A 26,469-nucleotide genomic window follows, 5' to 3' on the forward strand; every position below is an offset into this window, starting at 1 on the left:
ATGGTATTAAATGGTTCCTAAATTCGTTCTTCCTAGTATAATGGTATCGCGAAGGGCCTCGCTTTCGTCTTCCTTTTCGCAATTGTACAGGGTTCCTGTCGGGTAGATGGAGCGCAATTCGGAAAGGATTCGGATAAACGCTTTGTGGGCAGAAAAGCTCCCCTGGCTTAACCCGAATAGAAAATCCCGGTATGCTTCTTCAAACTCGGCCAGTTGATCCGGTTGGTCCGGGTTTCCAGTCTGAGGCTTGCCTATCCAACAGATTTTGGCCAGCACGTGCGCGGGCAGTTCCTCCCGTATCAGGTTCTCCAGGTAATCCCGGAAATCCCTGTCTGCAAACCGAAAGGTATTACCGGGCAACACTACCGTCACTCGGTACGAATAGGGGTCGAGACAAGAACCGGGCTGGCAATCTTCCTCACAAAAGGGCAAGAATGCTTTCTCCTCTTCACTTTCTGAATCAAAATCCGGTCGCGTCAATAAATTCTCCACCAAAAACATGCCCTCGTCGTCAAACTCTTGGTCCATAAAGTCCTTGAATGCCAGCAATGCGGCCGGGAAATTCGAAAAAGAAAAATACCGGTACTGACTGGCAATGATGTAATCAGGGGACTCGGAATCCGGCACAGACGGGTCGACAATACTGAAGGAAAACCTCCCAGAGGGCGAACGCGTTACACGGAAACAACCCACGGAAAAAACCTCGGCCGGTATCCCGTCCAGCTCCTGAAAATACTGAACCAAGCTCTCTCTCGGCGACGCTTTTACCAATTGAATGGCCAGATAAATCTCCCGATGGGCCGCCGATCGGCTGGGATAGTCCTCCGTCGCACTGAGTAACACGCTCCTATGTTGGTCCCGGATTCTCCAGCGGTACACGGCATCCCCCTGAGCATTGGTCAGTGGATAAATCTCAACAAACGATCGGGCCAGGTTTTTTCGCATAAATCGGCGAATACCGGCCAATAATGCCACCCGCTTTTCAAATCCGGAGGTATTCGTCGTATTCCACAGATTTTCCTGAGACTGACGGAAATAATTCATTGCAGTAGCTCTATTTGCACTAAACTTTCCGTATTCGCCTAAAAAACGGGCCTTGGTCTCCAGGATTTGCTGATCGACACCCTGCCCGTAGATTTTTTTCATCAAAAAGGCGTAATCACTAAACTTTTCTGCAAACCTTGCCAACAAGTGGTCTTTAAATTTTTGATTTCTGGTGGTTGCCCGATCAAACGAGGAGAAAAGTCCTTCCTGGAAGGATGTGTCAGTGTAGAAATCAGGTAAAAAATCCCCAAAATCGCCGATGTCTGTTACCGACTGAGAAAAATAAGTTCTCTCAGAGGTTGTAAATACAGACAAAAGGGATTTGACCTGCGATAGGTGCTTGAAATAACTCGCCAGAATCTGATCAAAAAAGGTCAAATACGCTTTGAACTGATTTGCTTTGGTTTTACGCTCGGCAGAAGCAGATTCGGGCAGTCCTATCGATCCCACTCCGTACACTTCTGGAAAATCGTTTCGAATGCTGAAAAACTCATCCAACGCATAGAACGCAGGCTCTGGAAACGGGTAATTCTTGCTTCTCTCCCGGTACTGGTTGCGGTATTGATCTTGGGTTAAACCGTTCTTAATCGTTTGTACCCGCTGCTCATCCACGTTTACAGGCAGCAAGCCTTTGTAGAAATTAAACTTACTTTTCGCACAAAGACCTGGCTTTTTACCCGGATCGATGGACAAAACCCAAGCTCCGCTGCCGGCACCTTCCTCACAATTATTGATGCGAATGTCTCGAACCGCTTTCACCCCCGCCACGTTCATGATCAACTGAATAATGTCCGATTGGCGGACCTCTGTTCGCAGATTGGCTTTATCAACCTCCCTCGGATCCAAAAAGCCGTGTTTCAATAAGGGTCCTTCCACAATCTGATCCGTGGTATATCCTTTCTCAAGCATTTCTTGAAACGAATAAAATCGGAGATCGGGGGAGAAATACTGCTCAATTTGCCACTGTATGAGGGCCGACACCTGCTCTTCATCGGCCTCGGGAGCCAAATCGATGAGCGCGCAAACCTGAACTTCCTGGGTACCTACTTCCGTAACCTCTACCAAATCCTCGCACAGATTACGATGGGCATGGTATTGCCGGAAAACTTGTCTTTTGATTGATTCAAGCGATACCCCTGGCTCAAGGTCCAGCAAAATGTGATGCAACCCCTTCAGCTCAAACGATTTTCGGTCTTTTTGACCCAGTCCTTCCCAAACCTCCGGTTCATAAGACAATACGTGATTTTTGCAGTCTGCATATACCGTCTTTTTATAGGGCTTCAGCCAGCTATTTCGAACCCCCTTCAAATCAATGAAAACCATGCGGTAATCCAACTCGGTCAGCGCTTTGCAAGGCAAAACATCGGGGGCCAGGTGGAAATGGTCGGTGAGAAAGTTTCGTTTATCACCGCTATAGATAAGGTCCTGCACGGGCAGAGATAGTCGGTATCCCAAGTCAGTAATGGCATAAGACAAAATCTCCAGTAGGGTTATTCCAGGGTCATGCGTATTGTAATCGGTCCAGAGGGAGCGACTCATCTCCTGAATCAACGAAATGCACTTTTCCCTCAAAAACTGATAGTCCAAATCGTCGTTGCTGCGAATATTCTTGGAAAGGGGACTATATGTGGAATTTTCTGGCATCGTGAACAAATTAACTCATTTCATACAGGGAAATATCGTGGGATTTCGCAGACACCAAAATGTGTATCGGACTTTTTGGAAATACATCCTCCTTTATTTCTACTCCATTTTTATACAGCATCGGCTGTTGAATGAAGTCTACGTAGTTAAGTTTCTCAAAGAAATAAATCAAGCCACTCCGGTTGATATAGCTGCCAAAATCAATCGCCTGCCGATCACCGGAGGTCCATGGAGATAAGTATCCGATCAGCGCTCTTTCCATTTCGTTCAGGTAATGAGCCGCATCCAAACCGGACTTGAACCGTACCTGTACTCTGACTTTGACTTCCTCATACATGGGATTGATTACCCGCAGTACGATTCTTGGAGGGGCTTTGGTCTGCAAAAAGCTTTCGATTGCGGCCAGTTTGGCGCTACTTAGCGTAGGCTGAAAAACATCGAAAACATTTTTATTTACGGTATCCGGCACCACGACCAGCAGTACCTGCCCTGGAGTCAAAAACGAATCAGCGGAACTGTGGTTGAGGCATTTTACCCGGTAAACTTCTGGAAACTCCTGCAATACCAGATGTTCGTAATCCCAAAGGGACACCGCTCGGTTTTTGTGGCGCAACCGTTCACTGACCCGGGTATAGTATGCCTGATCGGTTTCTTCGGCCCTCCCACCGAAGGAATTAAACGGTTGCAAAACGGTCTTGACTCCCGCTTTTCGCTCGACCATCTTACCTATGCTCTCAGCCGGTAGCCCGTGCTTGAGATGTCCCAGTTCATTTCCACGGTTTTCAAAACGTGCTTTTACAGCCTGCGCGTATACGGCCAGCATTCGGCTGCTTGCGTCAAATGGAGCAGTCGAACGCGCCTTAATCCATACCAAATCTTCAGGCATGCGGGATTGGGAATCAAATGCTTCCTCCGGGAGGGTCACCACCAAAATTCCCGAACGCAAAAAATGCTGCGTCTGGTTGGAGACTACTTGATCTTTGGTCAAAGGCTTCCAATGGTTATCTGCCAAAACCAACCATTGTAGGGCTGATTCTTGTGCAGCATTGGCATGGGAGGGATTTTCACTACCTTCCAGCACCTGAAACAAGAGCGAAAGTTGCTGATTTTTTTGAAGATCTTTGATTCCCAAAAACAACTCTCCCCCCGATCCCGGAGATGTCAGCAAATACCTTTCTTCCGTACCGCCGGCAGCATTATCAGCCGTGCGGCCCTCAAAATACCCAAAATCATCCCGTTGAAACAATCGCATGTCACCGGATTGAAGAGAGGAAAGAGAAAAGCTGTGTTCCGTATCAAAGCTGATTTCCAGGTTTTCCAGCAAAGGCGTATACGGTTCGTTCGGGATTGGCGTTTCAGGCTGATCACTTGCCATAGACAACGCATAGAGTCTGGGGAAAAACTCATGAAAAAACGACTGTAGTAAGGTATACTTCATTCCGCCATTTGCGGGGATGCTGGTTTTGGCAGGTTTGGCGGTAATTTCGGATTCCAACACGTATCTACCCGATTCCCTGACAAATAATGGCTCCGAGGATAGGTAGTCGGTCCAGGATTGCCCGTCTCCCACCGAAAGCGAGGCTTGAAAAAATGATTCGTTGTTTACCAGAAGATTCATCGGGTCGGTATTCACGACAATCTGATTGGCAAGCAGGGGAGCTTTTAAACCGCTCTGCTGCCAAAGTAAACGTTTCACGGAAGGAGTCGAGGCCGAAACCGGTCGGAAATGTTGCGCAAGATAGGTGTCTTTACTCAGGTAATCGCTACCCAAATCCCGGTAACCAAAATACCAGTCCTTAAAGTCTTCTGGTGTGTTGGACCAGGTTCCTTTTACCCGCACTTTACTGGGAGCCTTTTTATCCCAATCCGGATACCGAATGTACCAACTGCTCCCTTTCTTCGGAATACTTCCAAAGGGTTGAAAGGGTTTTTCAGGGTTGAGAACTCCCAGATCAGATTCTATTACCGGTTGTCGGATACCCGTATTTCGTGTGGTGAGGCGAAGGCTCTTGAGAGCCGTCTCGCTGAGCCCCTTGATCCAATCAAAGGCTTTTCTGGAGGTACACCTCAGGTCAAACCAGATCACTGGATCCCCCTTGCCCGGGATTGATCCGTGAATTGATTCCTGTGCCTCTACCAGGGCTCCCATGCTTTTTGGCAGATACAGGACCAGGACCAGGCGGTTAGCCCCTACCGAGCAGACCATCCCCTGTTCCGGATGATTGGTCGGAGACAGGGAGATCCATTCTTTTTCCCCCGTAAAATGGCAGGAAAAGAGCTGCGCTACATCCTGCTGGCTTCCGGTAAAGGGAAGATTTTTTTTAAACTCGAATTCAAAAGATAAATACCTATCGGCGGCTTCGGAGCACCAGAGTGTCGACGACGATAGTCCAAACCCAAACGAAGCGGACTCCAGTGCGGGCCAATCCTTTTCTGATAACGGGTGGCCAAAAGGCCACCAGCCTTGATTGGGAGCGGGAAAGGAGGCTCCGGCACCATCCAGCGACCCTGCCATTTGGCTGACCGTTATGCGCTTTACTCCCCCATCGGTAAATCGATTTTTCATTTGAGTTACCTGTGCTCGGTTGGGAAAAAAATCAGTTAGCGTGCGGTAGTATCGGTTGATGCCGCTTTCGTCCTTTCCTCCGTCAAAGGCCGTTCCTGCTGGTAGGTGGACCGGCTGATTCTTTGCGATTTCCACCACAACAAAAGCCTCGTCGGGAGTGGCAATCTTGTTAGGTATGTTCAGGACTGAGCGGTAGTAAAAATCAAGGTGCCGCTTGCCTATTCCATTCATTCGCTTGCGCGAGTATTCCAGCAATTCCAGAAAAGCCACCAGCACGGTAAGCTGGGGCGCTAGCTTTCCGGACGCTGAAAATGCACGAAGCTTGTCCCGAACGTCTTTTTTCAAATCTTCGTAGGCTCGACTACCTTTTTGGGGCACTTCTTCGATCTCCAGCAGGCTTGAGAAAAAAATCTGCCAGTTTTGCACCGGTTGCCCTTGATCCGAAATTAGTAAAAAAGGAATAAATCGAGCAAAATTATGCGCAAAAAACAACCAGTCTTCCACATCCAATGCCATCAGATCCAGATTGTCCGGATCGAGGTCGGGTTGATCTCTTTCCTCCCGGGAACGGCCCTTCCGCCACAAAATTCGCAATATGTTCAGGTTTTCTGGCTGCATGAATGCTATATTCCGTTTCCTTCATTTAGGTAATAGGGGTAGACCAAATTAAACCGGGAATTGGTCCCTCGTACCGTATAGCTAAGGTTGATTGTCAATCTGCCTTCCGTTAGTTGCTCTGTTTCAATGTCAATTTTTTCTACATCTATCCGGGCCTCGTGGTACAAAATGGCTGTGCGGATAAGTTCCGATACATAGGTAAGTGTTGTACGGTTCAGGGTATCGAACTGAAGTTCGTCCAACTGACACCCATACTTGGGTTGCATGATTCGTTCACCCAATCGAGTGGACAACAGGATCCACAAACTTTCCTGAATATCGGCCGTACCGGAAGACAGGTCCACCGTACCGGTGCTCGAATTAAATGCCGGGGGAAAACTCCAACCTTTTCCAAGAAATCCCATTTCATCTTCCATATACTGACAATTTACCTTGTTAACCAATTAAAACAGTGGCCAGGCCAGCCACAATGGACCCTCCATGTGCCGTACTATCGCCCACTCTCGCCGCGGGCATCCCACCAATCAAAACGGTCGCGGACCCCGATACTATGGAGTCGGGCGGACCCGAACAGGTCGCCATGTCCCCCACTTTTGCCGCAGGTAATCCCCCGATTAAAACCGTAGGTTCCCCTGGAGGCATAATAGGTCCTCCTACATGAGGTGGTCCACCGGGATTTACCATCGGGCACAGGTGCATATCAGTGATTCTTGCTGCGGGCATTCCCATAATTCTATCGATTAATTTATCTGTATCAATGATCCTTTGACAGTGGTAACGGCACTACTCGATAAGGTGGACCCTGCAGCGCCTTCGGCAGAAAATTCCGCCTGGGCGGCAATGGTCACGTTGGTTCCCTCTAAAATCAAGTCGCTACTTGATTTGATGGTTATGTTCCCCGAACTTTCGAATACCATGCCTTCAGAATTAAAAACCATTGTATTGCCGTGTTCGTCCGAAACGGCTATCTGGTCGGCATCGTCATCCAGTTGCAATTTTTTTCCTGCGGGCGTTTCGAGCGTCAGGGAGCCCAATTCCTCATCTACCGATAATTTGATCCCTGTTCGAGAGACGTATCCTTTTTGGTGGTTATCGTCACTGCCCGGAATGGGGCTCACGTTCTTGCTGCTATGCAACGAACCCAATACCACAGCTTGGTTCGGGTCTTCGTTAATAAAACCCACAATGACCTCATCCCCTATTTCAGGTCGAAATACGAAACCTCGTTCTTCTCCCGCTTCCAATGAGGCCAGTCTGCACCAGACCCCCTGCTCTGCGTCATTGATGACGGGGAGGGTCACCATGATTCGCTCTTCCGCCTCCGGATCGTCCTGCAGCTGAGACACCTTCCCAACCTGCAGTCCCTTGACAGCGGCAAAGAGCCCCGAAGCCGGAGGTCCATGAAGGGGTGTTTTTTCCGAAAACCATTGAGGATCCAATCCAAACTGCACGTCGACGGTCCAGTTGCCCGAGGCTATTTGGTGCAGCACACCGGAAACGTAGGCGTTGCCCGAAAAACGGTCCCCCACGCCGTTTAATCCAATAATTTTGCCCGGGAGTACCTGAGGTATTCCTTGAAATTTCACTCTTCCCCGTACTTTTGCCAACTGCCGAATGAGCCAATTGGCGTCTGCCCATTCCTGCAGGCTGCTTTCTGAAACACGCCCGCCATTTTTCAATTCCAGTGGTCCGGCTCCCATTTTCTCCGCTAATTGCTCCGCAGATAGATTCCCTGGAAAGCCCAACGCCGGATCGGTGCCCTCAATTTTCACCATCGATTGGTCCGTTGTATTCCAGGCAAAGGAATCCACGGATGCGAATTGGGTTCTGCCGTCCATTTCTGCATCAAATTCCAATATATTGGCGCCAAACGTCGCTGTCTCCAATACTTCCTGAGAACACATCCGGTTTGCTCACGTAGACCGTCCCGTCCTCTACCCGAACTACTTTCCCATTGGCCTGAGCACGGGTTACCAGAAAATCCCAATCCGAGCACTGATACTGAATCAATTCGGGATGCACGTAGTCTATGGATTCCGCCTCTGCTTTCAGCCCATGTTTCAGGATGAGCGTTTCCATCAATTCACCGTCGGATTGCTCGTAAAAATACGCCGAGTTTCGGCCTTGTGTCATTTTATAGGCGGAGTCTCTGCACTCAATAAGTAATTGCTGATTTGCATCCCGAATGCGTAAGCGGTGATTCACAATCACCCCTTTAAACAATCGTGAATTGTCGCTGTGGTAACCCGCCAGTATTTCTATTTCATTACCTGGCAGGAAGGTTTCTTCGTTGCTCAATGGAAAATCCCGGCCCGGAGCATCGCCATCCAGCAAAGTAATCTTTGCATAGGGTATTCGGTTAACCTCCCGATGCACGATCACGGACTGTATGTGAACGGTATCCGGAACCAATGCACCCCCGACCAGTAGTTCCAGGGTCACTAAGTCGGCACTGCGTCCGGTTTGGATTACATCGTTATTGCGCATGTCGTTATTTTTGTAGGGGTGGAAAATAAATTGCCTGTCCCGGCTTTAAATTCCTAAAGTTCACCAGTTTGTTGGCTTTCGCCACCTCCAGGTAGTACGCCGGGTCACCGTAAATTCGATGGGCCATCAACGGAAGGGTATCTCCGGCCTTAACGGTCCTGAAATGGGTAAGGTCAGGAGAGCGGTTGTTTTCTTTGGCTGCCCGTAGATTGTCTTCCACAAACCCCTTGAATTTTGCCTTGGCCAGTGCCCGGAGGGGGGTGCCGTCGGCCCGAAACAACTTAAATTCCAGCGTCATTTCCGTAAGGCAGCCTTTAAACAAAAGGCTACCCCAAGATATCATTACATAATTTGGCTTGTGTTCGTCACCGTTGTAGTCGAGCACCACCTTCTTAAAATGTTCGATATCGTCGATGACGCCATCTTCCACTGCTTCCTTTCCAGGAACCAATCCCGTGCGGTCAAACAAAAAATCCAGGTCAAGTTCCTCTGGAAGCTTTTTATTAAACCGCGTAGGTGCGGCACTGGTACCCGGTGCCTGGTCCTCATTTTGCTCAATTTTGTACCGATAAAGGTACTTCTCCGGATTCAGCAACGTGGAAAACTCGCCATCCGAAACTTTTTCGTTAAACTCCGGGTCGCTGTAGGCTACTAATTTTAACTTTTCTAACTTTCCTTCGCTCATCGCTATTACCGTTCTTTTTGAAGCTTAAGAAGTTCCATGACCTGCTCCACACAGAGTGCTACCACCTCTTCCTTTGCGCTCCCTTTTCCTGAACTCTTTTTTGCGGGCTCATCCACGTGAATTTTAATATGCAATTCTTTTATCTCTATGGGCATTAATCGAGCACTTTAAAATATTGGTATGAAAATTCCAAGGTTTCGATCACCAGTTTGCTTTCCTCTGCGTGAAAGTCGCCTATCACCCATTTGACCGGGAACGCATGGACGACATTCCAGGTGCGAAGGGGTTCATGGGATTCGTTCAACAGCCGAACCGTCAGGTCTTTTGGGGAAAACGTGAACGATTCCATGGCATCCCTGCACCACTGAATCAACTCCGAATTCATCGCCATCCCACGCTTTAAAACCAAATTGGGATATTTGGTGCGGACCGGAAATGTATGCTTGAACCTGTTTTCACCGCCTTCGGCAAATTCTTCTGTTTCCATATCAACCGTCAGTCCGGATACGGATTGAAACTGGGTATCTATCTCCTCTCCTTCGAGTCCAGAAAAACCCACAGAAAAATGAAATCCGACTGGAGGATAGGTAATCGCCATCTTTACTCGTTTTGAATGCTCAGGCCTTCGTGCACCAACTCCATGCTTTCGATGGCAACTTCGTTTCCGTCCGCTTTTAAATCAGTCGATTGAACCTTGGTTGGCCAGGCATTTTTTACCTTCCATACGACCACTGGTTCGTGTTCCTCGTTGAGGAGTGAAATCGTGATGTCTCTCCGTTCAATTTGATTCAATTGCACCGAATTCCACCAGGCATAAAACTCATTGTCGGTAGCAAAGGTCCCTCTTTTTAGGGTTATGTTACTGAATTTCTGCATCCCTGGCATTTTGATCTTGCTGTATTCGGGACTAGCTCCGTGCCGATACTCGATGACCTCTGTTTCCACATCCAGTCCGGAAACTTCTGTAAACCCGATATTCGTTCCAGCCCATTCTACCTGGAAGTGAAACTTTGATAATGGATAACTCATGGTTTGTTACGTTTAAAGATATGACTTAACTTTTTCAGGATTCCTGCATTTTGTGAGAAAACTTCAGGATAATGAATTCCGCAGGCCGTACGACGGCCATACCGATTTCGACATTCATCCGTCCTTCCAAAATGTCCACAGCGGTCATGGTTTGTCCCAGGCCCACCCGCACGTAAAAGGCATGATCGGGTTTTGCTCCGGCCAGTGCTCCGGCCCTCCATTGCTGAATCAGAAAGTTTTCTATCATGGCGCGAACCTTTACCCAGGTGTTGGCATCATTGGGTTCAAAAACAAACTGTTCGGTCGCTTTTTTTACCGATTCTTCGACCATGTTAAAGAACCGACGTACCGACACATAACGCCACTCATTATCGTTGCCGGCAAGGGTACGTGCTCCCCAAACCAGCGTGCCCTTACCGGTAAATGCGCGGATGGCATTGATAGATTTGCCGGCCGTGGTATCGACATTGAGGCGATCCTGCATGTCATTGGTAATTTTGAGACTTGGCTTCACTACATACTTCAAGGATACGTTTGCAGGTGCCTTCCAAACGCCGCTGTTGGAATCTACCCGTGCATAGACGCCAGCGATCAGGGAAGACGGCGGAAGGACAACCTTCAATTTGTTGATTTCGGCTTTGATCGTATTGTAGGTGGCGCTGTCAATGGACTCGACTTCGCTGAGGGATAAACCATCTAACTCACCCTCCGAAACCATGTCCAATTCTTCTATATCGAGTAGCGCGTCCAAAATCGGTGGATCGATCAAATCCAGTATCCCCTGCAGCAGGGTGTTCATATCGGCGCCGGCGATAGCCGCTTGGGCATCGCCTGAAGCAGACTTTACAGTCGGTCCGTCTTCGGTCGCATTGAGCGTATCCAGATGTCCCTGCAATCCCTGTAATAAGGTAGGCAAAGTAGCAGCAGGTTCCAGTTCGTCATTCAAGGCAGCAGCCGCATCAGTGGCGACCGTAGCGAGTGCGGCATCCACTTCTGCGGCGAGTGCGGCCACGTTATTGGCATCCTCCACCACCTCTTGCATCAACTCTACAAAACCATTCAAACCATCCACGATTACCTGTAGTGGATCGATTACCGAAGCCTTGTTCGTCACAGCGTCGGGATCTGAACCCGCCTGAATACTGGTGTCGGCATCCGAAAAAGCAGTGGTATCCGCCGGCAAATCCGCCATTATTCCTTCTGCTTCTCCCAAAATGTCGTCCAGTTCCTCCAATATATCAGAAACCGGAGAAGCATCGGTAATGGAATGCGTAAGTTCGATTTGCCCGGCGTCGTATTGATACGTCAATATTGTTTCCACATAGGGGAAATATACGGCACCGTACTTTTTCTCTTCCAAGTCTGAGGTAATCAATTCCCTCACTCCCGTTTCCAGGGAAATCTCGGTTTCCATCGTATTGGTGTAGGTATCAATGATCGTAAACCGATCCCTCATTTTTCTGCACTGAGCGAGTGCATTGTTGTAAAGTGAATAAAATTCACTTGGCTCAGGCAATGCCGTAGCATCCGGAAAAAGTATCAGCGTGGGCTCATCTTCTTTTTCCAGTTCCTGTAAACCGGCGTTCAACGCCGCCATCGTAACGGGAGTCACCGGATCGGCATCTGCATAGACGCCCACAGAAAGGATGTAGCAAGGTCCTCCTCCATTTGCAAAATAGGCTTGCAGGGAGTAGTACATTAAAAACGGAGATTTGTCTTCCGCATTCGGATGTTGTACCAAGACATTTTTTTCTCCTTGTTCTTCGGTCACCTGTACTTGTATACCGGTTTCCGGTTGGGGACCGCCGAAAAACGTTTCGTATTCCAGCAAGGAAACGATTCGCTTTGGTTGGTTCAAGAGGGTTTCGGTGGTGTCTGCTTCTTTTTCCCTGGCTTTTTCCGTATAGCCAATAAATGCAGGTATAGCGGTTTCCACCTGTGCTACCGAGGGAGGAAATTTGGAGATTTCCTCAATGTAAACACCCGGGGTTCTGTAATTTGCTGCCATGATTCATCCTGTTAAATAGTGATTTCTGAATAATAATTGTTTCCATCTGAGTAAATGTGCTTAATCCCCGGATTGGGGAACCGGAATTGACTGCTTATTTCTGGCGCCACATCGAAATCGGTTTCGGGAACGAGTTCCACAAAACCATTTTTCGTGAGCGGTTTGGGTTGGTTCGTTTCTATCTCTTCACCGCTTGTAGCCTGTTTGTACTTCCAATAGGTACTTCGGTTAGAAAAATGGATTTTGAAAACGGTCGGGTTTATTTTTAAGGAACGGTCCAGATTGATTACGTTTCGGGCTCCGGTTTCCCCATGCATACGAATTAAGAGCAATCCTACCGGACCCGCTTCCAACCCTCCTGCCGTATACCCTTCCCTCAACTGTTGAAAATCCTCCTCGGGTACGAGCCAATTTTCAGAAAAAATGACCGCGTCGTTATCCAACGGAATAAGCTCCGCAGCCAAATCCTCGGGCGCTTCCGGTTGAAAATTGGAAAAAAACATTTTTTGCCCGGAGAGAAAGGGCATCTGTGTGAAATTTTCGAAATCGGGATCCCGGTATTCGATAAAAAACGCCAAGGTCAAATCCGGGTCCAGTGCGATAAAACTTTCCTGGACATCTTCGTCTCGTTTTCGCACCAATACGGTCAGGCTGTTTGCACGGTATTTGACCAATAGGTGAAATCTACTGCATCGTCGAACAGTCTCCGAAGAGGGTCGAATGGACAAAAAATCCTGCCAGCGATAGCCCGACAGCGCAGCCTGTTGATCCTGCGCTGACATGCTGTCAAAGGACTCCTCCCCGTTATTTAAATAATAATCATGCAGAATGCGAACGGAAAACAAGGTCGTATAACTGGCAGTACCCATGATCAAGACTGATTTTTTACATTGGAACGGATGTGTTGAATCAGCGGCGCCTCCGCTTGCCCCATCTCCCTTTCCAACGGCAATAAATTCAACTGATACAATACTGCAGGTAACTGCTTGCCTCCAAGTGTGCCCCAGATAAAATTCAACTCTTCAAACGTGGGCGTATAAAGCTCCATCGTAAACCGAAAATTACCTACGTGCTGCATGGAGTCCAATTCCCGGTCAAAAACAGTGTTACCCTGGGTAAAAAGCTTTTTACCCTGAAAAAAAGCAATCACTGCCGATAAATCTTTCAGGGATTTGCTGTACATATTTCGATTTGCTGAAAACAACAGAAATAGATGCAGGTGAATGACCCGATTGCGGTATTGGATCTGATCTTCTCTGAATTGGTGATTGGGAAAATTCTTCATGGTCCCTTCTTCGTGAAGATTGACCAGAGATAATACCATCTTATCCCGCATCGCCTCCGCTGCCTCAGAGGATCCTTCGGCAAGTGCGATGTTGTCAATGATCAATTCCGAATCCTCCAGTCCTACTTGCTGAAAGTAGTGATTGATCTCTTCGGTTAAAATCTGAAAAATTTCAAAAATCATAGGGTCTATCCTCAGTCGTAGAAAAGAAATACAACTCCGCACGCCAAAAAAGGCGGTATCGAAATTTCTTTAGTCATTTCTTACCGGATACTTGGGAAACCAGCAGAATAACCACCTAAACACAATTTGGTAGCAGATAAATTTTGGAGTTTCTGAAAGCCCCAGAAGAATTCGCTACCCATTCAAATTTGGAAGAAATTTGAATCAATTCCTAATCTTTTTACGAATAAATGTTATTAAAAAAATGAGAATTAAAACATTCAAAAATACAGTTTTCATGACAAACTGGAATTTTGGTATTTAACAACTAAAAAAGAATATTTATTTTATGCACCCACAGGTAAGGATAGCAAGTCAACAGGCAAAAAGGGTCCGGCTAGCGCCTTTGCTTTCTAAAACACCGGAAATGTTAGAATAATAATAAAAAAACGGCTATCCCTTCTGTAGAACAATCGGATCGGGATGGCCCCCAATAGACCCGGCTAAAGACCGGACCGACCCGTCCGGACATAGATCAGGCAGTTCCGCCATTTATTTCCGAACAAACCCCACTCAGCTTCAACCCCCAACAGCCACCTGGAAGTGCTACTTTAGCTGTTCTGCAATCGTACCGGGTCGCGGGTTGGGTTTAATCGCATTTTGACAAACCGACTTCTACTACTAAAACGCCGGACATCAGGACTTCCCGATTTTTTCTAAAATCTTGTAGGTAATCAGGTAGGTCGGCCGTACCCCGTCTTTTCCAAGGGCACCGGAGGCCAGGGTGCTCCCCGTTTCCAGTGGATTGTCCGAGGCGTAATAGGCATACATCACCTTTACACTTTTGCGAATGCTATTCCGAATCTTACTGGCGGCTTGTATGGCCTTTTGGTAATGTGCTCCCTCCATCTCCAAACCAATCGCTTTCCAGGAAGACTCCATGAAGTAGCTGAGCACGTCCCTGTTTTGCAGGGACGTTCCCAGTACGGTAATCATTGGACCTTTGTACACACCCAACCCAAATCCTGCGAAGTCATCCACATCCAACTCATTTTTAAAGGGGTAATTGTCGGCAGTTCCCTCAAATACGTGGGCATTCGGGATCATCAAATCTCCTTTTTTTCCCTCCAGAATTCCCGCTTTTCCCATGATAGACGTGGAAACGATGGTAAGCGGTCGCTTTTCATCTCCTGAGCCGTAGGGTTTCAATAGCTCGTCGAAACATTCGTAGGCCTGTTCGCCAAACGCATAGTCCATGATTACCAGTACCGGACGTTTTCTGCCATCTTCCGGTAAAGGTACTCCAGGTAGCAGCGTTTCCGAAGTCATTCTTCCCGTATCGATCACCTGTACGCCAATATTCGTACCGGAGGTATCGGGCACCGAAATTAACCCGAAATTCCTGGCGTACTCCTCGATCTCCTTCTCTTTGTTCCCTTTGGACCGTAAGCTGATTTTCAACGCCATCTCCTCGATGGCCTCGTAGCTATCCAGGCCCAGCGCCTGGTGCCCGTAGACCGTGTTTACCACGCTGTGCAGGTTGGCACTGATGACGTGAATTGGACGATCCAGCAGGTTTTCCTCGTCCAACACCCGCTTTATGGTATTGGCCCAGGTTTCCCCGTACACGTGGTGTCCCACCCGCTCCCTTAAGGTAGCAGAAAAGGAAATTTCACGGTCGTTGTTGTCGACCGCCTCCTCCATGGATAACCTGCCCATGTGATACACGATGGAAAAAAGGCTGTTGCTGTTCTTGGAATTTTCGAATTTCCTAACCGCCGCTTTTGTCTCTTCGAAGGTTCTGCCGGTAAGATGCGACAGGTAGGAACAAGCGGCTTCCCTGCTAAACTCTTCCCCCCGAATTTCCTTACTTACTACTTCCTGTAATTTTCGCCAATTCAGATTGATCCGACCTTTGGGATCCGTGCTATTTTTACGGATTTTTTCCGACTCGATAAAAAGAAAGGTCAGATGGGTCAAAATATCGTAGATATCGCTTTTCCCCCGTGTCATTTCCACGTACATCTGCTCTTCGTCCACACGGTAACAATTTCGTTTACGCTTGGCCGGCACAAGGGCCGTAAAGCCGGATTCCTCGTACCCTTCCCTACTAATTAAGCGAATGAATCTACATTCCTCAATTCCTCGTGGCAACCGCTCCATCACGTACAGCAAACCGTCCAGTTCCAGTTTTTCAGGATCCGTGACGTATCCGTAAATTTCCGGACTCAACGTAAGCAGTGCCTGAACCAGGGACTCCCCGGAAATTCCAGTAGGCTTGTAATTTCCCCGCATGAATAAATGCCGCATCGTGATGTAAAGTCGTTCGATGGCCGATCGGGATTCCTGGGCTTTGGTACGTTTCATGGAGATGTGACGGTTAAAAATTTTTCAAAACTACGGGATTTTACCTTAAAAAAGATGCCGGCCCCTTGGTTTTACAGAGCTCCCTACCCCTTTTCTACCGTAATTTGTCAGCAAAAGCCTGCTTGAATTTTTCTACTTTGGGACGGATGACGAACTGACAATAGGGCTGATTGCCGTTCAATTCAAAATAATTCCTGTGATAATCCTCTGCCGGATAAAAATTGCTGAACGGCGTAATTTCCGTGACGATCGGATCGTTGAACACCTTGGATTTTTCCAGCGACTCCAGGTACTTCTTCGCCTCTTCTTTCTGGCTCTCGGTATGGTAAAAAATCGCAGACCGGTACTGGGGACCTACATCGGCTCCTTGTCTATTAAGGGTAGTTGGATCATGACTTGACCAAAATACCTCCAATAACTCCGGAAAACTGATGAGGGAAGGATCAAACACAAGTTGAACCACCTCCGCATGTCCGGTTGTGCCCGTTACCACCTGTTGGTAGGAAGGATTTTCCACGTGTCCGCCCGAAAAACCGGATGCTACAGTCGCTACCCCTTTCAATTTTTGAAATATGGCCTCGGTACACCAAAAACAGCCGGTTCCCAAAGTGGCAATGGATTTTCCCTCGGGTACATGAATTTCGGTCTTCGGTAGTGGTATCATATTTACTTGTTATTTTAGTCGTATGGTAACAGGATCTGCGGGCAAAAAGTTTGGCGCTAAAGGCCGACCTGCAGCCTCAACCTCCAAAAAACCATGTTGATGGAGCCACATAAGCGCCTCCATCTCCTCTTCCATAAAGTAGTGCCAATCATTCGGATAGATCCACTGTACTACATCGGAGGCAGGAAAGAAGCTGCCTTTCTTTCTTTTGGCCATTTCCATGGTGGCCACCACGAGTATGTCTTTGTCCAGGTAATTCATGGGTTAAAAAGATTCAATTGTCCGTTTCGCTTAAATTGGGTAAAATCAAATTCCGGCATGGTCCGTTGCGGATCCATGTATTTATTCACGGAGGCTCGAAACAAATTTGAAATACTCTGGGCCAACGCCCCCTCTCCTTTCATCCTTCGGCCCCATTGCGTATCATTCGATTGACCGCCATGCAGCGATTCAATCTGGTGCATGACTTTGTTTTTACGGTCGGGAAAGTGCGTTTCCAGCCAATCCTGAAATAGTTCCTTCAAGGGTCCATTCAGCCGGATGACGGTATACCCCGCTTTTCGGGCTCCTGCAGCCCCTGCCTGCTGAATGAGTTGCGGCATCGCTTCCAGGTTAATGCCTGGAATAATTGGAGCAACCATGATGCCACAGGGGATCCCCAGCGCGGAAAATTTTCGGATAAGGTCCAGTTTTTTTTCAGAAGTCGCCGTTCTGGGTTCCATTACCTGCTTTAGCCTGGAGTCCAGGTGGTTAATCGAGAAATAAACGTGTATCAGCTTTCTTTCGGCAAGCGCGCGAATCGTCTCCCGATCCCGGTCGATCAAACTGTTCTTGGTAATGATGCTCACGGGATGGCCGAATTCCAGGCAAAGTTCAAGGATGGCGGCGGTTAGTTTGAACTTGCGCTCGGCAGGCTGGTAACAATCGGTATTCCCGGAAAGTACAATCGGGCTTGGACGATAGGTCTTTTTTTCAAATGTTTTTCGGAGTAATCCGATGCAATCCTTTTTTATAAGAATTTTACTCTCAAAGCCCAGGCCCGCATCGTAACCCCAATATTGATGACTGGTTCTTGCGTAGCAATACACACAGCCGTGCTCGCAGCCCTGATAGGGATTGATCGAATAGCTAAAGGGAATATCCGGACTATCGTTGAAGCTCAATACCGACTTGCTTTCGACCGGGAGAAATTCAGTAAGCGGGCCTGTCTCGGCATCGATCGCGTCAATCCCCTCGGGAAATTCCTTCACCAATTTACTTTTCTCAAACACATTTGCCGGCCGGTTTCCGGTTCCCCTGCCTTTTGGAACGTTTGGATTCATCCCCGCCAATATAGAAAAAGGATCTTAAAAAAACCGACGAATCAGGTATTGCAGATGATGATAAATGCCGGAGGGAAATTTTTGAGTGTAAAGGCTGTTCGGATGTTACGAAAGTACGATGCAAATTGAAACCGAAGCAGGTAAGAATAGCAAATTTGAATAAAAAAACCACTCGGCTTCAATATTAAACTACTTTTTTCGTAAATTGCGGTTCGGGATTCTTTGGGTATCAGGCTAAAGGGAAGCGAGGAAAGAATGAGATCCACCCGTTGCCCGTCCAGGTAATTATCCATGTTCTCTGCCGAATCACAAATAATCTTTACATTGTCGGAGCCAAACTGAAGGCGCAGGTTGGAGCAAAAATGCTCGCTGATCTCAAAAACGTAAAGCACCGAATCGGCGTCCATTCGATCAATAATCCCTCGGGTGATGCTACCGTCACCTCCTCCCAATTCCACAATTATCTTTGCTCCTTTAAAATCGGCAAAAGACAACATTTTATTCACCAGCGATTTTGAACTAAATGTTACAGCACCTGTAGTTTTAATATTGACAAACAATTCTTTAAAAAGCGAACTTTTATTCATTTGGTTATTGGTATTAAGCCGGGAAATAGATGAATGCTAGGCGAAGTAGGGTTTGGTATCGGTACCTAAATTATTCACAAATTTCAAAGTTACTAAAATCGACTTCATTAAACTCATGTTTTACTAAAAAAAGGAAAATGATTTGTGGCTCTGATTTCAAAAACTACTGAAGATGAGCCATTCCTGTAGGAATCCGCCAGTTAAAAAGAAATATATTTACTTAAATGAAAGTTTCTGATTTTATTTACCGTTTGAAAATTACTTACTTTCGGATAATGAACTCCCAAGCCGTACCTACCTCATCCATTTTAATCTGGCCTTTTTTATTGTTTCTACTCGTTTCTTTTTCCGTTGGTGCACAGAGCGATAAAGAGGGAAAACGAAGATTAGGTAGCAGCTATTTTATCTCGAATACCACGTTGGTCCCTGAGCCTGGAAAAATGCTGCAGGACCAGTACATTTTGTTCGAGAACGGGGTCATTACCGCCATCGGAAAAAGCATCCGCCTGCCGCCAGATGCGGTGGAGATCAAAGGAGATTCCCTGTTTGTGTACGCCGGGTTTATCGACATGGCCAATAAAACGGGGGTCGTTGAGCCGAAGATCCCGGAGAAACCCGAGAATTTCGATTCATCCAGCCCGGATCCCGAAATCGCGGGAATTCATCCGCACTTCCCAGTCACTTTGTCCTATCAGGAAGACAACCCCCACGATAAAGAATGGCAGAAGCTGGGATTTACAATTGCACAAAAACTACCCCTAGGGAAAGGCATGCTTCCGGGAACATCTGCCTTGTATCTATACGGGCAGGAAGGAAACAACAATCTATTGGTGGAAAACCAGTCACTTTATTTTAAATTTAGTACGGTGGGAGGTGTTTACCCGAACACCACCCTGGGTGTCATGGCTACCTGGCGGGACCTCGTGCAAAATGCACGGCTATACAAAGCCCGCCAGTCACAATATGCGTTGGATAAACGTATCCCCCGAGTCGAGAAAAATCCGGTTTTAGCCGCCTTGATTCCGGTGATTGATCGGGAGATGCCCGTACTATTGGAAACATCGGATGAATTGGACATGCGGAGAGCGTTGAAAATGCAGGAAGAAAACCAACTCCGCCTGATCCTTACCGGCGTGAATGAGGGGGATCAGTTACTTCCATTGATAAAAGAACGATCGATCGGGCTGGTACTGACCTTACACCTTCCGGCGGATCAACTTTCGGGCACCGAACCCGTGGATACGGGCGATGATTATGACGCCCGGAGGGAACGGATCAAAGCCGCCTACAATCGTTCTTTGGCTTTTGCCGGAACGGTTGAAGACATCGGTATTCCGTTTGCGCTTACCACCAAACATTTGCCCCGTGGTGATTTTTACAAAAATCTGTGCCTGATGATCCAAAACGGATTGTCCAGCGAAGGTGCCCTCGCGGCATTGACGGTAAATCCTGCCCGGTTGCTCGGGATATCAGATATTGCCGGAACAGTAGCCGAAGGAAAGATGGCCAACCTTCTGATTATGTCTGACACTCTTTTCTCAGCAGGAGCAAAAGTACAGATGGTCATTAGCGATGGTTACGTTTTTGACTATACAGAGATCTCCGAAAAAAGCAAAGACGAAAAAATCATTTGGGAATACCGGGCTGAAACCCCGGGAGGCACCTCCAGTGGCACCTGGGAATTTATCCGAAGAAAAGGGAAATGGTCTGGCTCCGTCACTTATGAAAATCCGGAGGGGCCCGGGACCGTCACGAGGCCCACCGATATCGAAGAAATGGGAACGGAACGCATGCGTTTCTCATTTTCGGTCCCATTGGCAGAGGAGAAATTAGAGGTGACGGTTTACGGCAAGATTTCCGGTAACTCGTTTACGGGAGAAATGAAACTAATTGGCTACGACAATTTTCCGGTCAAAGCCGATAAAAAAGACAAACCAGAGAAAAGCAATGAATTATAAGCTACTACTTTCAGGACTAGCCCTGCTTGGTTTCGTCACAACGAGTCCGGGCCAGGACGTAAAAAAGGGAAACGTTTTTATCCGGAACGCGCGGGTACTTACCATTACGAACGGTCTGAAAGAAAATACGGATGTCTGGGTAAAAGATGGGTTGATTCATCGTATCGGAACCCAACTTCAGGCTCCCAAGGGCGTTCCGGTCATTGATGGCACCGGAAAATACCTGATGCCAGGCATCATTGACGCCCACTCTCACGTGGCACTTGAGTCGATCAATGAAGCAAGTAGCCCGATTACGGCCGAAGTTAAAATGGAAGACGTCGTGGACCCTTTTGATATCGGTATTTACCGGGCTTTGGCGGGCGGTACGACCATTTCCCACGCCATGCATGGTTCTGCGAACGCGATTGGGGGACAAAATACCACACTGAAGCACCGCTATGGTACCAGAGATCCTGCCGAGCTGATTATGAAAGAGGCCCCTCGTACCATCAAGTTCGCCCTTGGAGAAAATCCCATTCGCGTACATGGAAGAGGTAAAAATCTCCAGCCAAGGTCCAGAATGGGCGTAGAAGCAGTGATCCGAAACGGGTTTGAAGAAGCCCTGCAGTACAAAAGCAAGTGGGAAGCCTGGAATCAAGCTTCCGAACAAACCAGGAAACAACAGTCCCCTCCCTCTTTCAGTTCCAGAATGGAAACGCTGGTAGACATTCTGGAGGGTGAGATCATCATTCACTGCCACTCCTACCGCGCCGACGAGATTTACATGCTCATTCAAGTATGTAAAGAGTACGGAATTGACAAGATCGTATTTTCTCACGTTAATGAGGGTTTTAAAGTGGCGCCAGAATTGGCCGCACATACCATGGGAGCCTCCGTTTTTTCCGACTGGTGGGCGTATAAATTTGAGGTGTATTATTCCACGGCCTACAATGCGGCCATCCTTACCAAAAACGGAGTCATCACCTCTATCAATTCCGATTCGGCGGAATTGATCCGGCATTTGTACCACGAAGCGGCCAAAACCCAGCGGTACGGAGGCTTGACGGATGACGAGGCGCTCGCATTGATCACGATAAATCCCGCCCGCCAATTGGGAATCGATGAATGGGTGGGATCCATTGAGGAAGGGAAACAGGCAGATTTGGTATTGTTTAACCACCATCCTCTGTCCATCTATGCCATCCCGGAAATGACCTGGGTAGATGGTGTGAACTATTTTAACCGAACGAGCGATACGACCGATCAGCGCTTAAAGGTTGACCCTGAAGAAACCCTGGAACCCATGTACCTGCACGTTTCGCACAATAATTGCATGCGTGATGTGGATTTCTTTTTTACCGGATTTGGTAGAAACTTATTTCAACACAGCCATTAAACCTACCCGCCAGCACCATCATGATACATAAATTCCTACCGCTACTGTTTCCACTGCTTTTTATTTGCTTCAGCCTCCGGGCACAGATTGACGGGGAGGTAATCAAGCCTTATAAAGGCAATTTCCTGTTACAACACGCGCAAATCTATACCGTATCCCAGGGAACACTGGAAGACACCGACTTGCTGATTAGGGATGGGAAAATCGCTGCTATCGGGAAAAACCTGCCAGAAGAGAATCATTTGCTCATCGATTGCACCGGAAAGCGCCTGTATCCCGGGCTTATCGATAGTGGCACAAGCCTGGGACTGGTAGAGGTAAATTCTCTACCGGAAACACAGGATTATCTGGAACTCGGAAAGGTAACCCCCCAAATGCAGGCCCTTACCGCGGTCAATCCCAATGCGGTCGCCATACCGGTAACGCGGGTGAGCGGGGTGACCACCGTGCTTACCCAACCCCGGGGAGGCTACTTCCCAGGAACGGCCGCCTTGATTCAATTGAATGGCTATACACCGGATCAAATGGATGCCGGTTTCCGGGCTGTATTGATGAATTTTCCTTCTGCAGCAAAAGCGGGCAGCTACGATAACAGGTCTGCGGAAACGATTCAAGAGGAAGCCGATAAAGCAATCAAAGAAATTGATGCGCTTTGGGAAAAAGCAGAAGCCTACCGAGCCATTCAGGAAAAAGGGGGCCGCCTCGCTTACTATCCGGAAATGGCCCAGCTGGCAAAGGTTAGCTCCGGAGAGCTACCCCTATTTATTGAAGTAAATGCAGCCGGGGATATTTTGCGGGCCATGGAATGGGTAGATGGAAAGTCCATCCGTCCGGTATTTACTGGCGTAGCGGAAGGCTGGAAGGTCGCAGAAAAACTGGCCGCGGCCGGAATCCCGGTCATTGCCGGACCGGTACTGTCCCTGCCATCCAGGCAATCTGATCCCTACGATGCATCGTATACGAATGCTTCCAGGCTTCAAAAAGCCGGTGTAAAAGTAGCTCTTCGAACACAAGATTCCGAGAATGTACGGAATCTGCCCTTCCATGCCGGATTTGCGGCCGCTTACGGAATGGGTACCGAGGAGGCGCTAAAGGCCATTACGCTACATCCCGCCGAGATATTTCAAGTGGATGACAAGCTTGGTTCCCTGGAAGTTGGGAAAAGTGCCACCCTATTCCTTGCGGACGGGGACCCTTTCGAGCCCAAAACCCAAATCGAGCAAGTCTTTATCGATGGGTACAAGATCCCGATGACCAATCGTCACATTCGCCTGTATCAGGAATTTCTGGACCGAGAGATGCAACCAGAGAATTAAACTCCTTTTTTCGCTTATCCTGACATTTTAACTAGATTTGCCCGTAGATAAACGTAATTTCATGAAAAAGTTAGTTTCTGTTTACTCTCTGCTACTTTTTTTATACCCAGCCTGCCAGGTAAGCAACCGGGATGAGTTGGTGCAGCCACTTATAGAGGCCACTCGGGAAGAATTTGCTCCGGACAAGCGCATTGCACGTTTCGACCTTACCTGGGAACAAGGGGTATTATCCGGAGAAACCAATCTACCGGAAGCCCACCGGACACTGCTTGAACGTCTGAGAGAAAAAGAGATTGACTATACAGACAGTGTGCGCCTGCTCCCGGAAACCGATCTCGGCGCCGCTCATCTGGCATTGGTCACCAATTCCGTAGCCAATATTCGCAGCGACCCCAGGCACTCCGCCGAATTGGCTATGCAGGCCTTGATGGGCACTCCGCTGAAGGTTCTCAAGAAATCCGGAAGTTGGTACCTGGTGCAAACCCCGGATGAATACATTTCCTGGGTAGACGCAGCTGCCATCGTCCGCCTGGATCCACAGGCTATGGAAGAATGGATGGGAAGAGAAAAAGTGGTCGTAACCGAAATGATCGGCAACATCTATCGCGACGAAAATAAAAACGAGATTGTTAGTGACGTCACCGCCGGTAACGTTTTGGAATTGCTTGAAACTAACGAGCAGACGTTTCGCGTCCAATTGCCCGATGGAAGAACCGGATATGTACCAATTGCTCACGCAGTACCGTACGAACGTTGGAAAAACAGTCGAAGCACCGATGACCTTTCGCTGATAAACACTGCCAAACAAATGATGGGCTCCCCGTATCTGTGGGGGGGCACTTCTCCCAAGGGGATGGATTGCAGCGGGTTTACCAAAACCATCTATTTCCTAAACGGAAAGGTGATTCCCAGAGACGCCTCGCAGCAAATCCTGGAAGGAGAATTGGTTGATACCGAAAAAAACTGGGAGGACCTGGAAGTGGGTGACTTGTTATTTTTTGGCGTTCCGGCTACCGCAGACACCAAAGAACGGGTGGTGCACGTGGGGATGTGGATCGGGGAAAATCGGTTCATTCACTCCAGAGGCCGGGTACGAATCAGTAGCTTTGATCCCGACGATGAGAATTTCGATGCCTATGAGCTCGATCGGTATTTGCGAACCAAACGAATCCGTAATCAACCAAGTGAGCGTATCCTTTCGGTAGATCAAATTCTCCAATAGTCATGAAAAAATTAACGGTATTCTTTTTCCTCGCATGCAGCCTAAGTAGCGGTTTTTCCCAAGAAGTACACCTGGACGGGTTTTCCACAGAGGGAAGCCGTGCGCAAGAGGAATTGGAAAACTTGTTTTTGGAAACGGTCGACTTTGAAAGTTTCAAGACCCATTTGGCCACCATGACCCGGCACCCACATAGTGCCGGAACCAAAGCGAACGAAGCCGTGAGGGATTACCTGGCAGCGGTGATGGATGCTGCCGGGCTGGAAACGACCCTATACCCTTACGATGTTTACCTGCCAAGTGAGCCCGGTGAATCCCTGGTAGAGATTGTCACGCCCAAACGCAGTTTGCTCAATCAACGGGAATACATTTTGGAGGAAGATCCCTTTTCCAGACATCCGGAACTGAAAAAAGGCTGGAATGCCTTTTCCGGTTCGGGAGACGTGACCGCAGAAATTGTATATGCCAATTACGGAACCCAGGCCGATTTTGAAAAGCTTGCATCCATGGGAATCGAGGTGCGCGGAAAAATAGTCATCGCCCGCTACGGTAGAAATTTCAGGGGCTATAAGGCGAAATTTGCCGAGCAGTACGGGGCGGCAGGCCTGATTATCTATACCGACCCAGGGGACAGCGGCTATACCAGGGGACTGGTCTTCCCTGAAGGCCCCTTTTACAACGAAAGTGCCATTCAACGGGGCTCGCTGGTAACCGAAAATTTTACGGGAGACCCCCTGACTCCCTTCGAGCCTGCATTGCCTACCGATGGCAAAACCAAAACGAAACGGTTGCGCCCAGAGGAAACCCAGCTACACCGCATCCCGGTAACGCCCATTCCTTATGGAGAAGCGGAAAAAATTTTGGCACAGATGAAAGGAAAGCCCGTTCCCGCAGGTTGGCAGGGCGGCCTTCCTTTTACCTATCGGTTGGAAGGTGGACCTCAGCTTACCCTGCGATTGATGGTGGACCAGCCCATCGACCTGGTGCCTATTTACAACGTAGTTGGCACGATAAAAGGAAGTGAATATCCCGATGAATGGGTCATCCTAGGATGTCATTACGATGCCTGGGCTTTCGGGGCCACGGACCCCAACAGCGGTACGTCCATGCTACTTACCCTCAGCGAAGCCCTGGGAAAGCTGGCGCGCGAGGGGCATCGCCCCAAACGATCCATACTGATCGCCCATTGGGACGGCGAGGAGCACGGAGTAATCGGATCCACCGAGTGGGTGGAACAAATGAAAGAGGAGTTGTCCGCGAAAGCCGTGGCTTATTTGAACTTCGATGCGGGTGTTTCCGGAAAAAACATGGGGGGTTCTGCAGCACCCAGCTTGAAGAAAGTCATGACGGAGGCCGCAAAAAGGGTCAAATACCCCGATTCCTCTAAAACTGTATTCGAAGTTTGGGCCGGGGACAAGAAAGAGCCAAGTCTGGGCAACCTGGGTGGGGGCTCGGACCATATCGCATTTTACATGCATGCAGGGATTCCGTCCCTCAGCGGAGGGGCCGGCGGACCAACCTTGTACCACACTAACTATGACGACTTTTACTTTTACGAGAAATTTGCAGACCCAACGTTTCAAATGGGCGGAACAATCGCCCAATGGGCAGGTATCATGGCCCTTCGCCTGGCAAACGCCTCGTTTATCCCCTACCAGCTGCCCCGGTACGCTGAAGATCTGAGTCTCCATTTAAGCAATGCGACCTCAGGCATTCAAGCCTATGCTTCCGGATTCGAAGGCTTTACCCGCAGTCAGGAAGCATTGGAAACGCTAAAAGTAGCAAGCACCGAAGTGGCAAGCCTCCTGCAAACTACCCTTGCAACCGGTGAACCCAAAGCCCGGAAAATCACTGCCGTCAACCGGGAATTGCTGCGGTTGGAAAAAAGCTTTTTGGTAGAGGAAGGCATGCCCTTTGGACCTTGGTACCAATCCCTGTACGCATCCAATGACCCGTTCAGTGGGTACGCCTCCTGGATGTTACCCGCGATCCAATACGAAATTGCCAAAAAGAGCACGGAAAATCTCCTGCTGCTGGACGAACAATACGAGGCTGCCCTGCATCGCCTGATTCAAACCGTCCAACGTATCGAACGTGTATTGACTGCAGATTGATCCGTAGTGACGGGCC

General features: G+C 48.4%; 23 protein-coding genes. 5 read left to right on the forward strand and 18 right to left on the reverse strand.

All coding sequences use genetic code 11. The features are described from left to right. Positions 1-6 precede the first annotated feature (6 nt). The 18 genes from ABWH99_RS13985 to ABWH99_RS14070 form a co-directional block, all read right to left on the reverse strand. Entirely contained in the window at positions 7-2,688 is a 2,682-nt protein-coding gene (locus tag ABWH99_RS13985) for a hypothetical protein (RefSeq protein WP_375582467.1), read from the reverse strand. A gap of 10 nt (positions 2,689-2,698) precedes the next feature. After that, positions 2,699-5,872, reverse strand: coding sequence for a baseplate J/gp47 family protein (locus ABWH99_RS13990; protein WP_375582468.1), 3,174 nt, complete (start codon positions 5,870-5,872; stop codon positions 2,699-2,701). Between the two features lie 5 nt (positions 5,873-5,877). Then, positions 5,878-6,288 (reverse strand): GPW/gp25 family protein, encoded by a 411-nt coding sequence (locus ABWH99_RS13995; protein ID WP_375582469.1) that lies wholly within the window; start codon positions 6,286-6,288, stop codon positions 5,878-5,880. 19 nt (positions 6,289-6,307) lie between these two features. Further along, on the reverse strand, positions 6,308-6,601 hold the full coding sequence (locus ABWH99_RS14000; protein WP_375582470.1) for a PAAR domain-containing protein: 294 nt from the start codon (positions 6,599-6,601) through the stop codon (positions 6,308-6,310). An 11-nt stretch (positions 6,602-6,612) separates the two neighbouring features. After that, the gene (locus ABWH99_RS14005) at positions 6,613-7,776 is read right to left on the reverse strand and encodes a phage baseplate assembly protein V (protein ID WP_375582471.1); all 1,164 of its coding nucleotides are present in this window, start codon (positions 7,774-7,776) and stop codon (positions 6,613-6,615) included. Next, positions 7,718-8,359, reverse strand: a complete 642-nt coding sequence (locus ABWH99_RS14010) for a phage late control D family protein (RefSeq protein ID WP_375582472.1) — start codon at positions 8,357-8,359, stop codon at positions 7,718-7,720. Before ABWH99_RS14010 ends, ABWH99_RS14005 begins: the two co-directional genes overlap by 59 nt. Positions 8,360-8,363: 4 nt before the next feature. Then, positions 8,364-9,044, reverse strand: coding sequence for a LysM peptidoglycan-binding domain-containing protein (locus ABWH99_RS14015; RefSeq protein ID WP_375582473.1), 681 nt, complete (start codon positions 9,042-9,044; stop codon positions 8,364-8,366). A gap of 5 nt (positions 9,045-9,049) precedes the next feature. Next, positions 9,050-9,199 carry a DUF5908 family protein gene (locus ABWH99_RS14020; protein ID WP_375582474.1) on the reverse strand — a complete coding sequence of 50 codons (150 nt, stop codon included), beginning with the start codon at positions 9,197-9,199 and terminating at the stop codon, positions 9,050-9,052. Further along, positions 9,199-9,642: a phage tail protein gene (locus ABWH99_RS14025; RefSeq protein ID WP_375582475.1), complete on the reverse strand. Its 444-nt coding sequence runs from the start codon at positions 9,640-9,642 to the stop codon at positions 9,199-9,201. The genes ABWH99_RS14020 and ABWH99_RS14025 overlap by 1 nt, the downstream gene beginning before the upstream one ends. 2 nt (positions 9,643-9,644) lie before the next feature. Further along, positions 9,645-10,073, reverse strand: coding sequence for a phage tail protein (locus ABWH99_RS14030; protein WP_375582476.1), 429 nt, complete (start codon positions 10,071-10,073; stop codon positions 9,645-9,647). Between the two features lie 34 nt (positions 10,074-10,107). Continuing rightward, entirely contained in the window at positions 10,108-12,081 is a 1,974-nt protein-coding gene (locus ABWH99_RS14035; RefSeq protein WP_375582477.1) for a phage tail sheath family protein, read from the reverse strand. An 11-nt stretch (positions 12,082-12,092) separates the two neighbouring features. After that, complete coding sequence (locus tag ABWH99_RS14040; protein ID WP_375582478.1) at positions 12,093-12,950, reverse strand: hypothetical protein; 858 nt, start codon at positions 12,948-12,950, stop codon at positions 12,093-12,095. Positions 12,951-12,952: 2 nt separating this feature from the next. Continuing rightward, positions 12,953-13,549 (reverse strand): DUF4255 domain-containing protein, encoded by a 597-nt coding sequence (locus ABWH99_RS14045; protein ID WP_375582479.1) that lies wholly within the window; start codon positions 13,547-13,549, stop codon positions 12,953-12,955. Positions 13,550-14,224: 675 nt separating this feature from the next. Next, the gene (locus ABWH99_RS14050) at positions 14,225-15,895 is read right to left on the reverse strand and encodes a DUF6909 family protein (protein ID WP_375582480.1); all 1,671 of its coding nucleotides are present in this window, start codon (positions 15,893-15,895) and stop codon (positions 14,225-14,227) included. A gap of 94 nt (positions 15,896-15,989) precedes the next feature. After that, on the reverse strand, positions 15,990-16,559 hold the full coding sequence (gene msrA / locus ABWH99_RS14055; protein WP_375582481.1) for a peptide-methionine (S)-S-oxide reductase MsrA: 570 nt from the start codon (positions 16,557-16,559) through the stop codon (positions 15,990-15,992). 9 nt (positions 16,560-16,568) lie between these two features. After that, on the reverse strand, positions 16,569-16,820 hold the full coding sequence (locus tag ABWH99_RS14060) for a hypothetical protein (protein WP_375582482.1): 252 nt from the start codon (positions 16,818-16,820) through the stop codon (positions 16,569-16,571). Beyond that, on the reverse strand, positions 16,817-17,881 hold the full coding sequence (locus ABWH99_RS14065; protein WP_375582483.1) for a PA0069 family radical SAM protein: 1,065 nt from the start codon (positions 17,879-17,881) through the stop codon (positions 16,817-16,819). Before ABWH99_RS14065 ends, ABWH99_RS14060 begins: the two co-directional genes overlap by 4 nt. Positions 17,882-17,922: 41 nt before the next feature. Next, a complete protein-coding gene (locus tag ABWH99_RS14070; RefSeq protein WP_375582484.1) occupies positions 17,923-18,468 on the reverse strand; it encodes a class I SAM-dependent methyltransferase in 546 nt (181 codons plus the stop codon). Positions 18,469-18,743: 275 nt separating this feature from the next. Here ABWH99_RS14070 and ABWH99_RS14075 point away from each other — a divergent pair, with 275 nt between their 5' ends. The 5 genes from ABWH99_RS14075 to ABWH99_RS14095 all read left to right on the forward strand — a co-directional run bounded on the left by ABWH99_RS14075 (position 18,744) and on the right by ABWH99_RS14095 (position 26,453). Continuing rightward, on the forward strand, positions 18,744-20,426 hold the full coding sequence (locus ABWH99_RS14075; RefSeq protein ID WP_375582485.1) for an amidohydrolase family protein: 1,683 nt from the start codon (positions 18,744-18,746) through the stop codon (positions 20,424-20,426). Then, the gene (locus ABWH99_RS14080) at positions 20,416-21,804 is read left to right on the forward strand and encodes an amidohydrolase family protein (protein WP_375582486.1); all 1,389 of its coding nucleotides are present in this window, start codon (positions 20,416-20,418) and stop codon (positions 21,802-21,804) included. Before ABWH99_RS14075 ends, ABWH99_RS14080 begins: the two co-directional genes overlap by 11 nt. A gap of 20 nt (positions 21,805-21,824) precedes the next feature. Beyond that, entirely contained in the window at positions 21,825-23,120 is a 1,296-nt protein-coding gene (locus ABWH99_RS14085; protein WP_375582487.1) for an amidohydrolase family protein, read from the forward strand. Between the two features lie 61 nt (positions 23,121-23,181). Then, on the forward strand, positions 23,182-24,342 hold the full coding sequence (locus ABWH99_RS14090; RefSeq protein WP_375582488.1) for an NlpC/P60 family protein: 1,161 nt from the start codon (positions 23,182-23,184) through the stop codon (positions 24,340-24,342). Between the two features lie 2 nt (positions 24,343-24,344). Next, positions 24,345-26,453 (forward strand): M28 family metallopeptidase, encoded by a 2,109-nt coding sequence (locus tag ABWH99_RS14095; protein ID WP_375582489.1) that lies wholly within the window; start codon positions 24,345-24,347, stop codon positions 26,451-26,453. The last annotated feature ends 16 nt before the right edge of the window (positions 26,454-26,469 follow it).

It is taken from the genome of Cyclobacterium xiamenense (assembly GCF_042140265.1).
Classification (GTDB): domain Bacteria; phylum Bacteroidota; class Bacteroidia; order Cytophagales; family Cyclobacteriaceae; genus Cyclobacterium; species Cyclobacterium xiamenense_A.

Bases quoted from the DNA above. Each gene is read 5' to 3' on its own strand.
- ABWH99_RS13985 (WP_375582467.1), bottom strand. From the start codon at position 2,688: ATGCCAGAAAATTCCACATATAGTCCCCTTTCCAAGAATATTCGCAGC.
- ABWH99_RS13990 (WP_375582468.1), bottom strand. From the start codon at position 5,872: ATGCAGCCAGAAAACCTGAACATATTGCGAATTTTGTGGCGGAAGGGC.
- ABWH99_RS13995 (WP_375582469.1), bottom strand. From the start codon at position 6,288: ATGGAAGATGAAATGGGATTTCTTGGAAAAGGTTGGAGTTTTCCCCCG.
- ABWH99_RS14000 (WP_375582470.1), bottom strand. From the start codon at position 6,601: ATGGGAATGCCCGCAGCAAGAATCACTGATATGCACCTGTGCCCGATG.
- ABWH99_RS14005 (WP_375582471.1), bottom strand. From the start codon at position 7,776: ATGTGTTCTCAGGAAGTATTGGAGACAGCGACGTTTGGCGCCAATATA.
- ABWH99_RS14010 (WP_375582472.1), bottom strand. From the start codon at position 8,359: ATGCGCAATAACGATGTAATCCAAACCGGACGCAGTGCCGACTTAGTG.
- ABWH99_RS14015 (WP_375582473.1), bottom strand. From the start codon at position 9,044: ATGAGCGAAGGAAAGTTAGAAAAGTTAAAATTAGTAGCCTACAGCGAC.
- ABWH99_RS14020 (WP_375582474.1), bottom strand. From the start codon at position 9,199: ATGCCCATAGAGATAAAAGAATTGCATATTAAAATTCACGTGGATGAG.
- ABWH99_RS14025 (WP_375582475.1), bottom strand. From the start codon at position 9,642: ATGGCGATTACCTATCCTCCAGTCGGATTTCATTTTTCTGTGGGTTTT.
- ABWH99_RS14030 (WP_375582476.1), bottom strand. From the start codon at position 10,073: ATGAGTTATCCATTATCAAAGTTTCACTTCCAGGTAGAATGGGCTGGA.
- ABWH99_RS14035 (WP_375582477.1), bottom strand. From the start codon at position 12,081: ATGGCAGCAAATTACAGAACCCCGGGTGTTTACATTGAGGAAATCTCC.
- ABWH99_RS14040 (WP_375582478.1), bottom strand. From the start codon at position 12,950: ATGGGTACTGCCAGTTATACGACCTTGTTTTCCGTTCGCATTCTGCAT.
- ABWH99_RS14045 (WP_375582479.1), bottom strand. From the start codon at position 13,549: ATGATTTTTGAAATTTTTCAGATTTTAACCGAAGAGATCAATCACTAC.
- ABWH99_RS14050 (WP_375582480.1), bottom strand. From the start codon at position 15,895: ATGAAACGTACCAAAGCCCAGGAATCCCGATCGGCCATCGAACGACTT.
- msrA (WP_375582481.1), bottom strand. From the start codon at position 16,559: ATGATACCACTACCGAAGACCGAAATTCATGTACCCGAGGGAAAATCC.
- ABWH99_RS14060 (WP_375582482.1), bottom strand. From the start codon at position 16,820: ATGAATTACCTGGACAAAGACATACTCGTGGTGGCCACCATGGAAATG.
- ABWH99_RS14065 (WP_375582483.1), bottom strand. From the start codon at position 17,881: ATGAATCCAAACGTTCCAAAAGGCAGGGGAACCGGAAACCGGCCGGCA.
- ABWH99_RS14070 (WP_375582484.1), bottom strand. From the start codon at position 18,468: ATGAATAAAAGTTCGCTTTTTAAAGAATTGTTTGTCAATATTAAAACT.
- ABWH99_RS14075 (WP_375582485.1), top strand. From the start codon at position 18,744: ATGAACTCCCAAGCCGTACCTACCTCATCCATTTTAATCTGGCCTTTT.
- ABWH99_RS14080 (WP_375582486.1), top strand. From the start codon at position 20,416: ATGAATTATAAGCTACTACTTTCAGGACTAGCCCTGCTTGGTTTCGTC.
- ABWH99_RS14085 (WP_375582487.1), top strand. From the start codon at position 21,825: ATGATACATAAATTCCTACCGCTACTGTTTCCACTGCTTTTTATTTGC.
- ABWH99_RS14090 (WP_375582488.1), top strand. From the start codon at position 23,182: ATGAAAAAGTTAGTTTCTGTTTACTCTCTGCTACTTTTTTTATACCCA.
- ABWH99_RS14095 (WP_375582489.1), top strand. From the start codon at position 24,345: ATGAAAAAATTAACGGTATTCTTTTTCCTCGCATGCAGCCTAAGTAGC.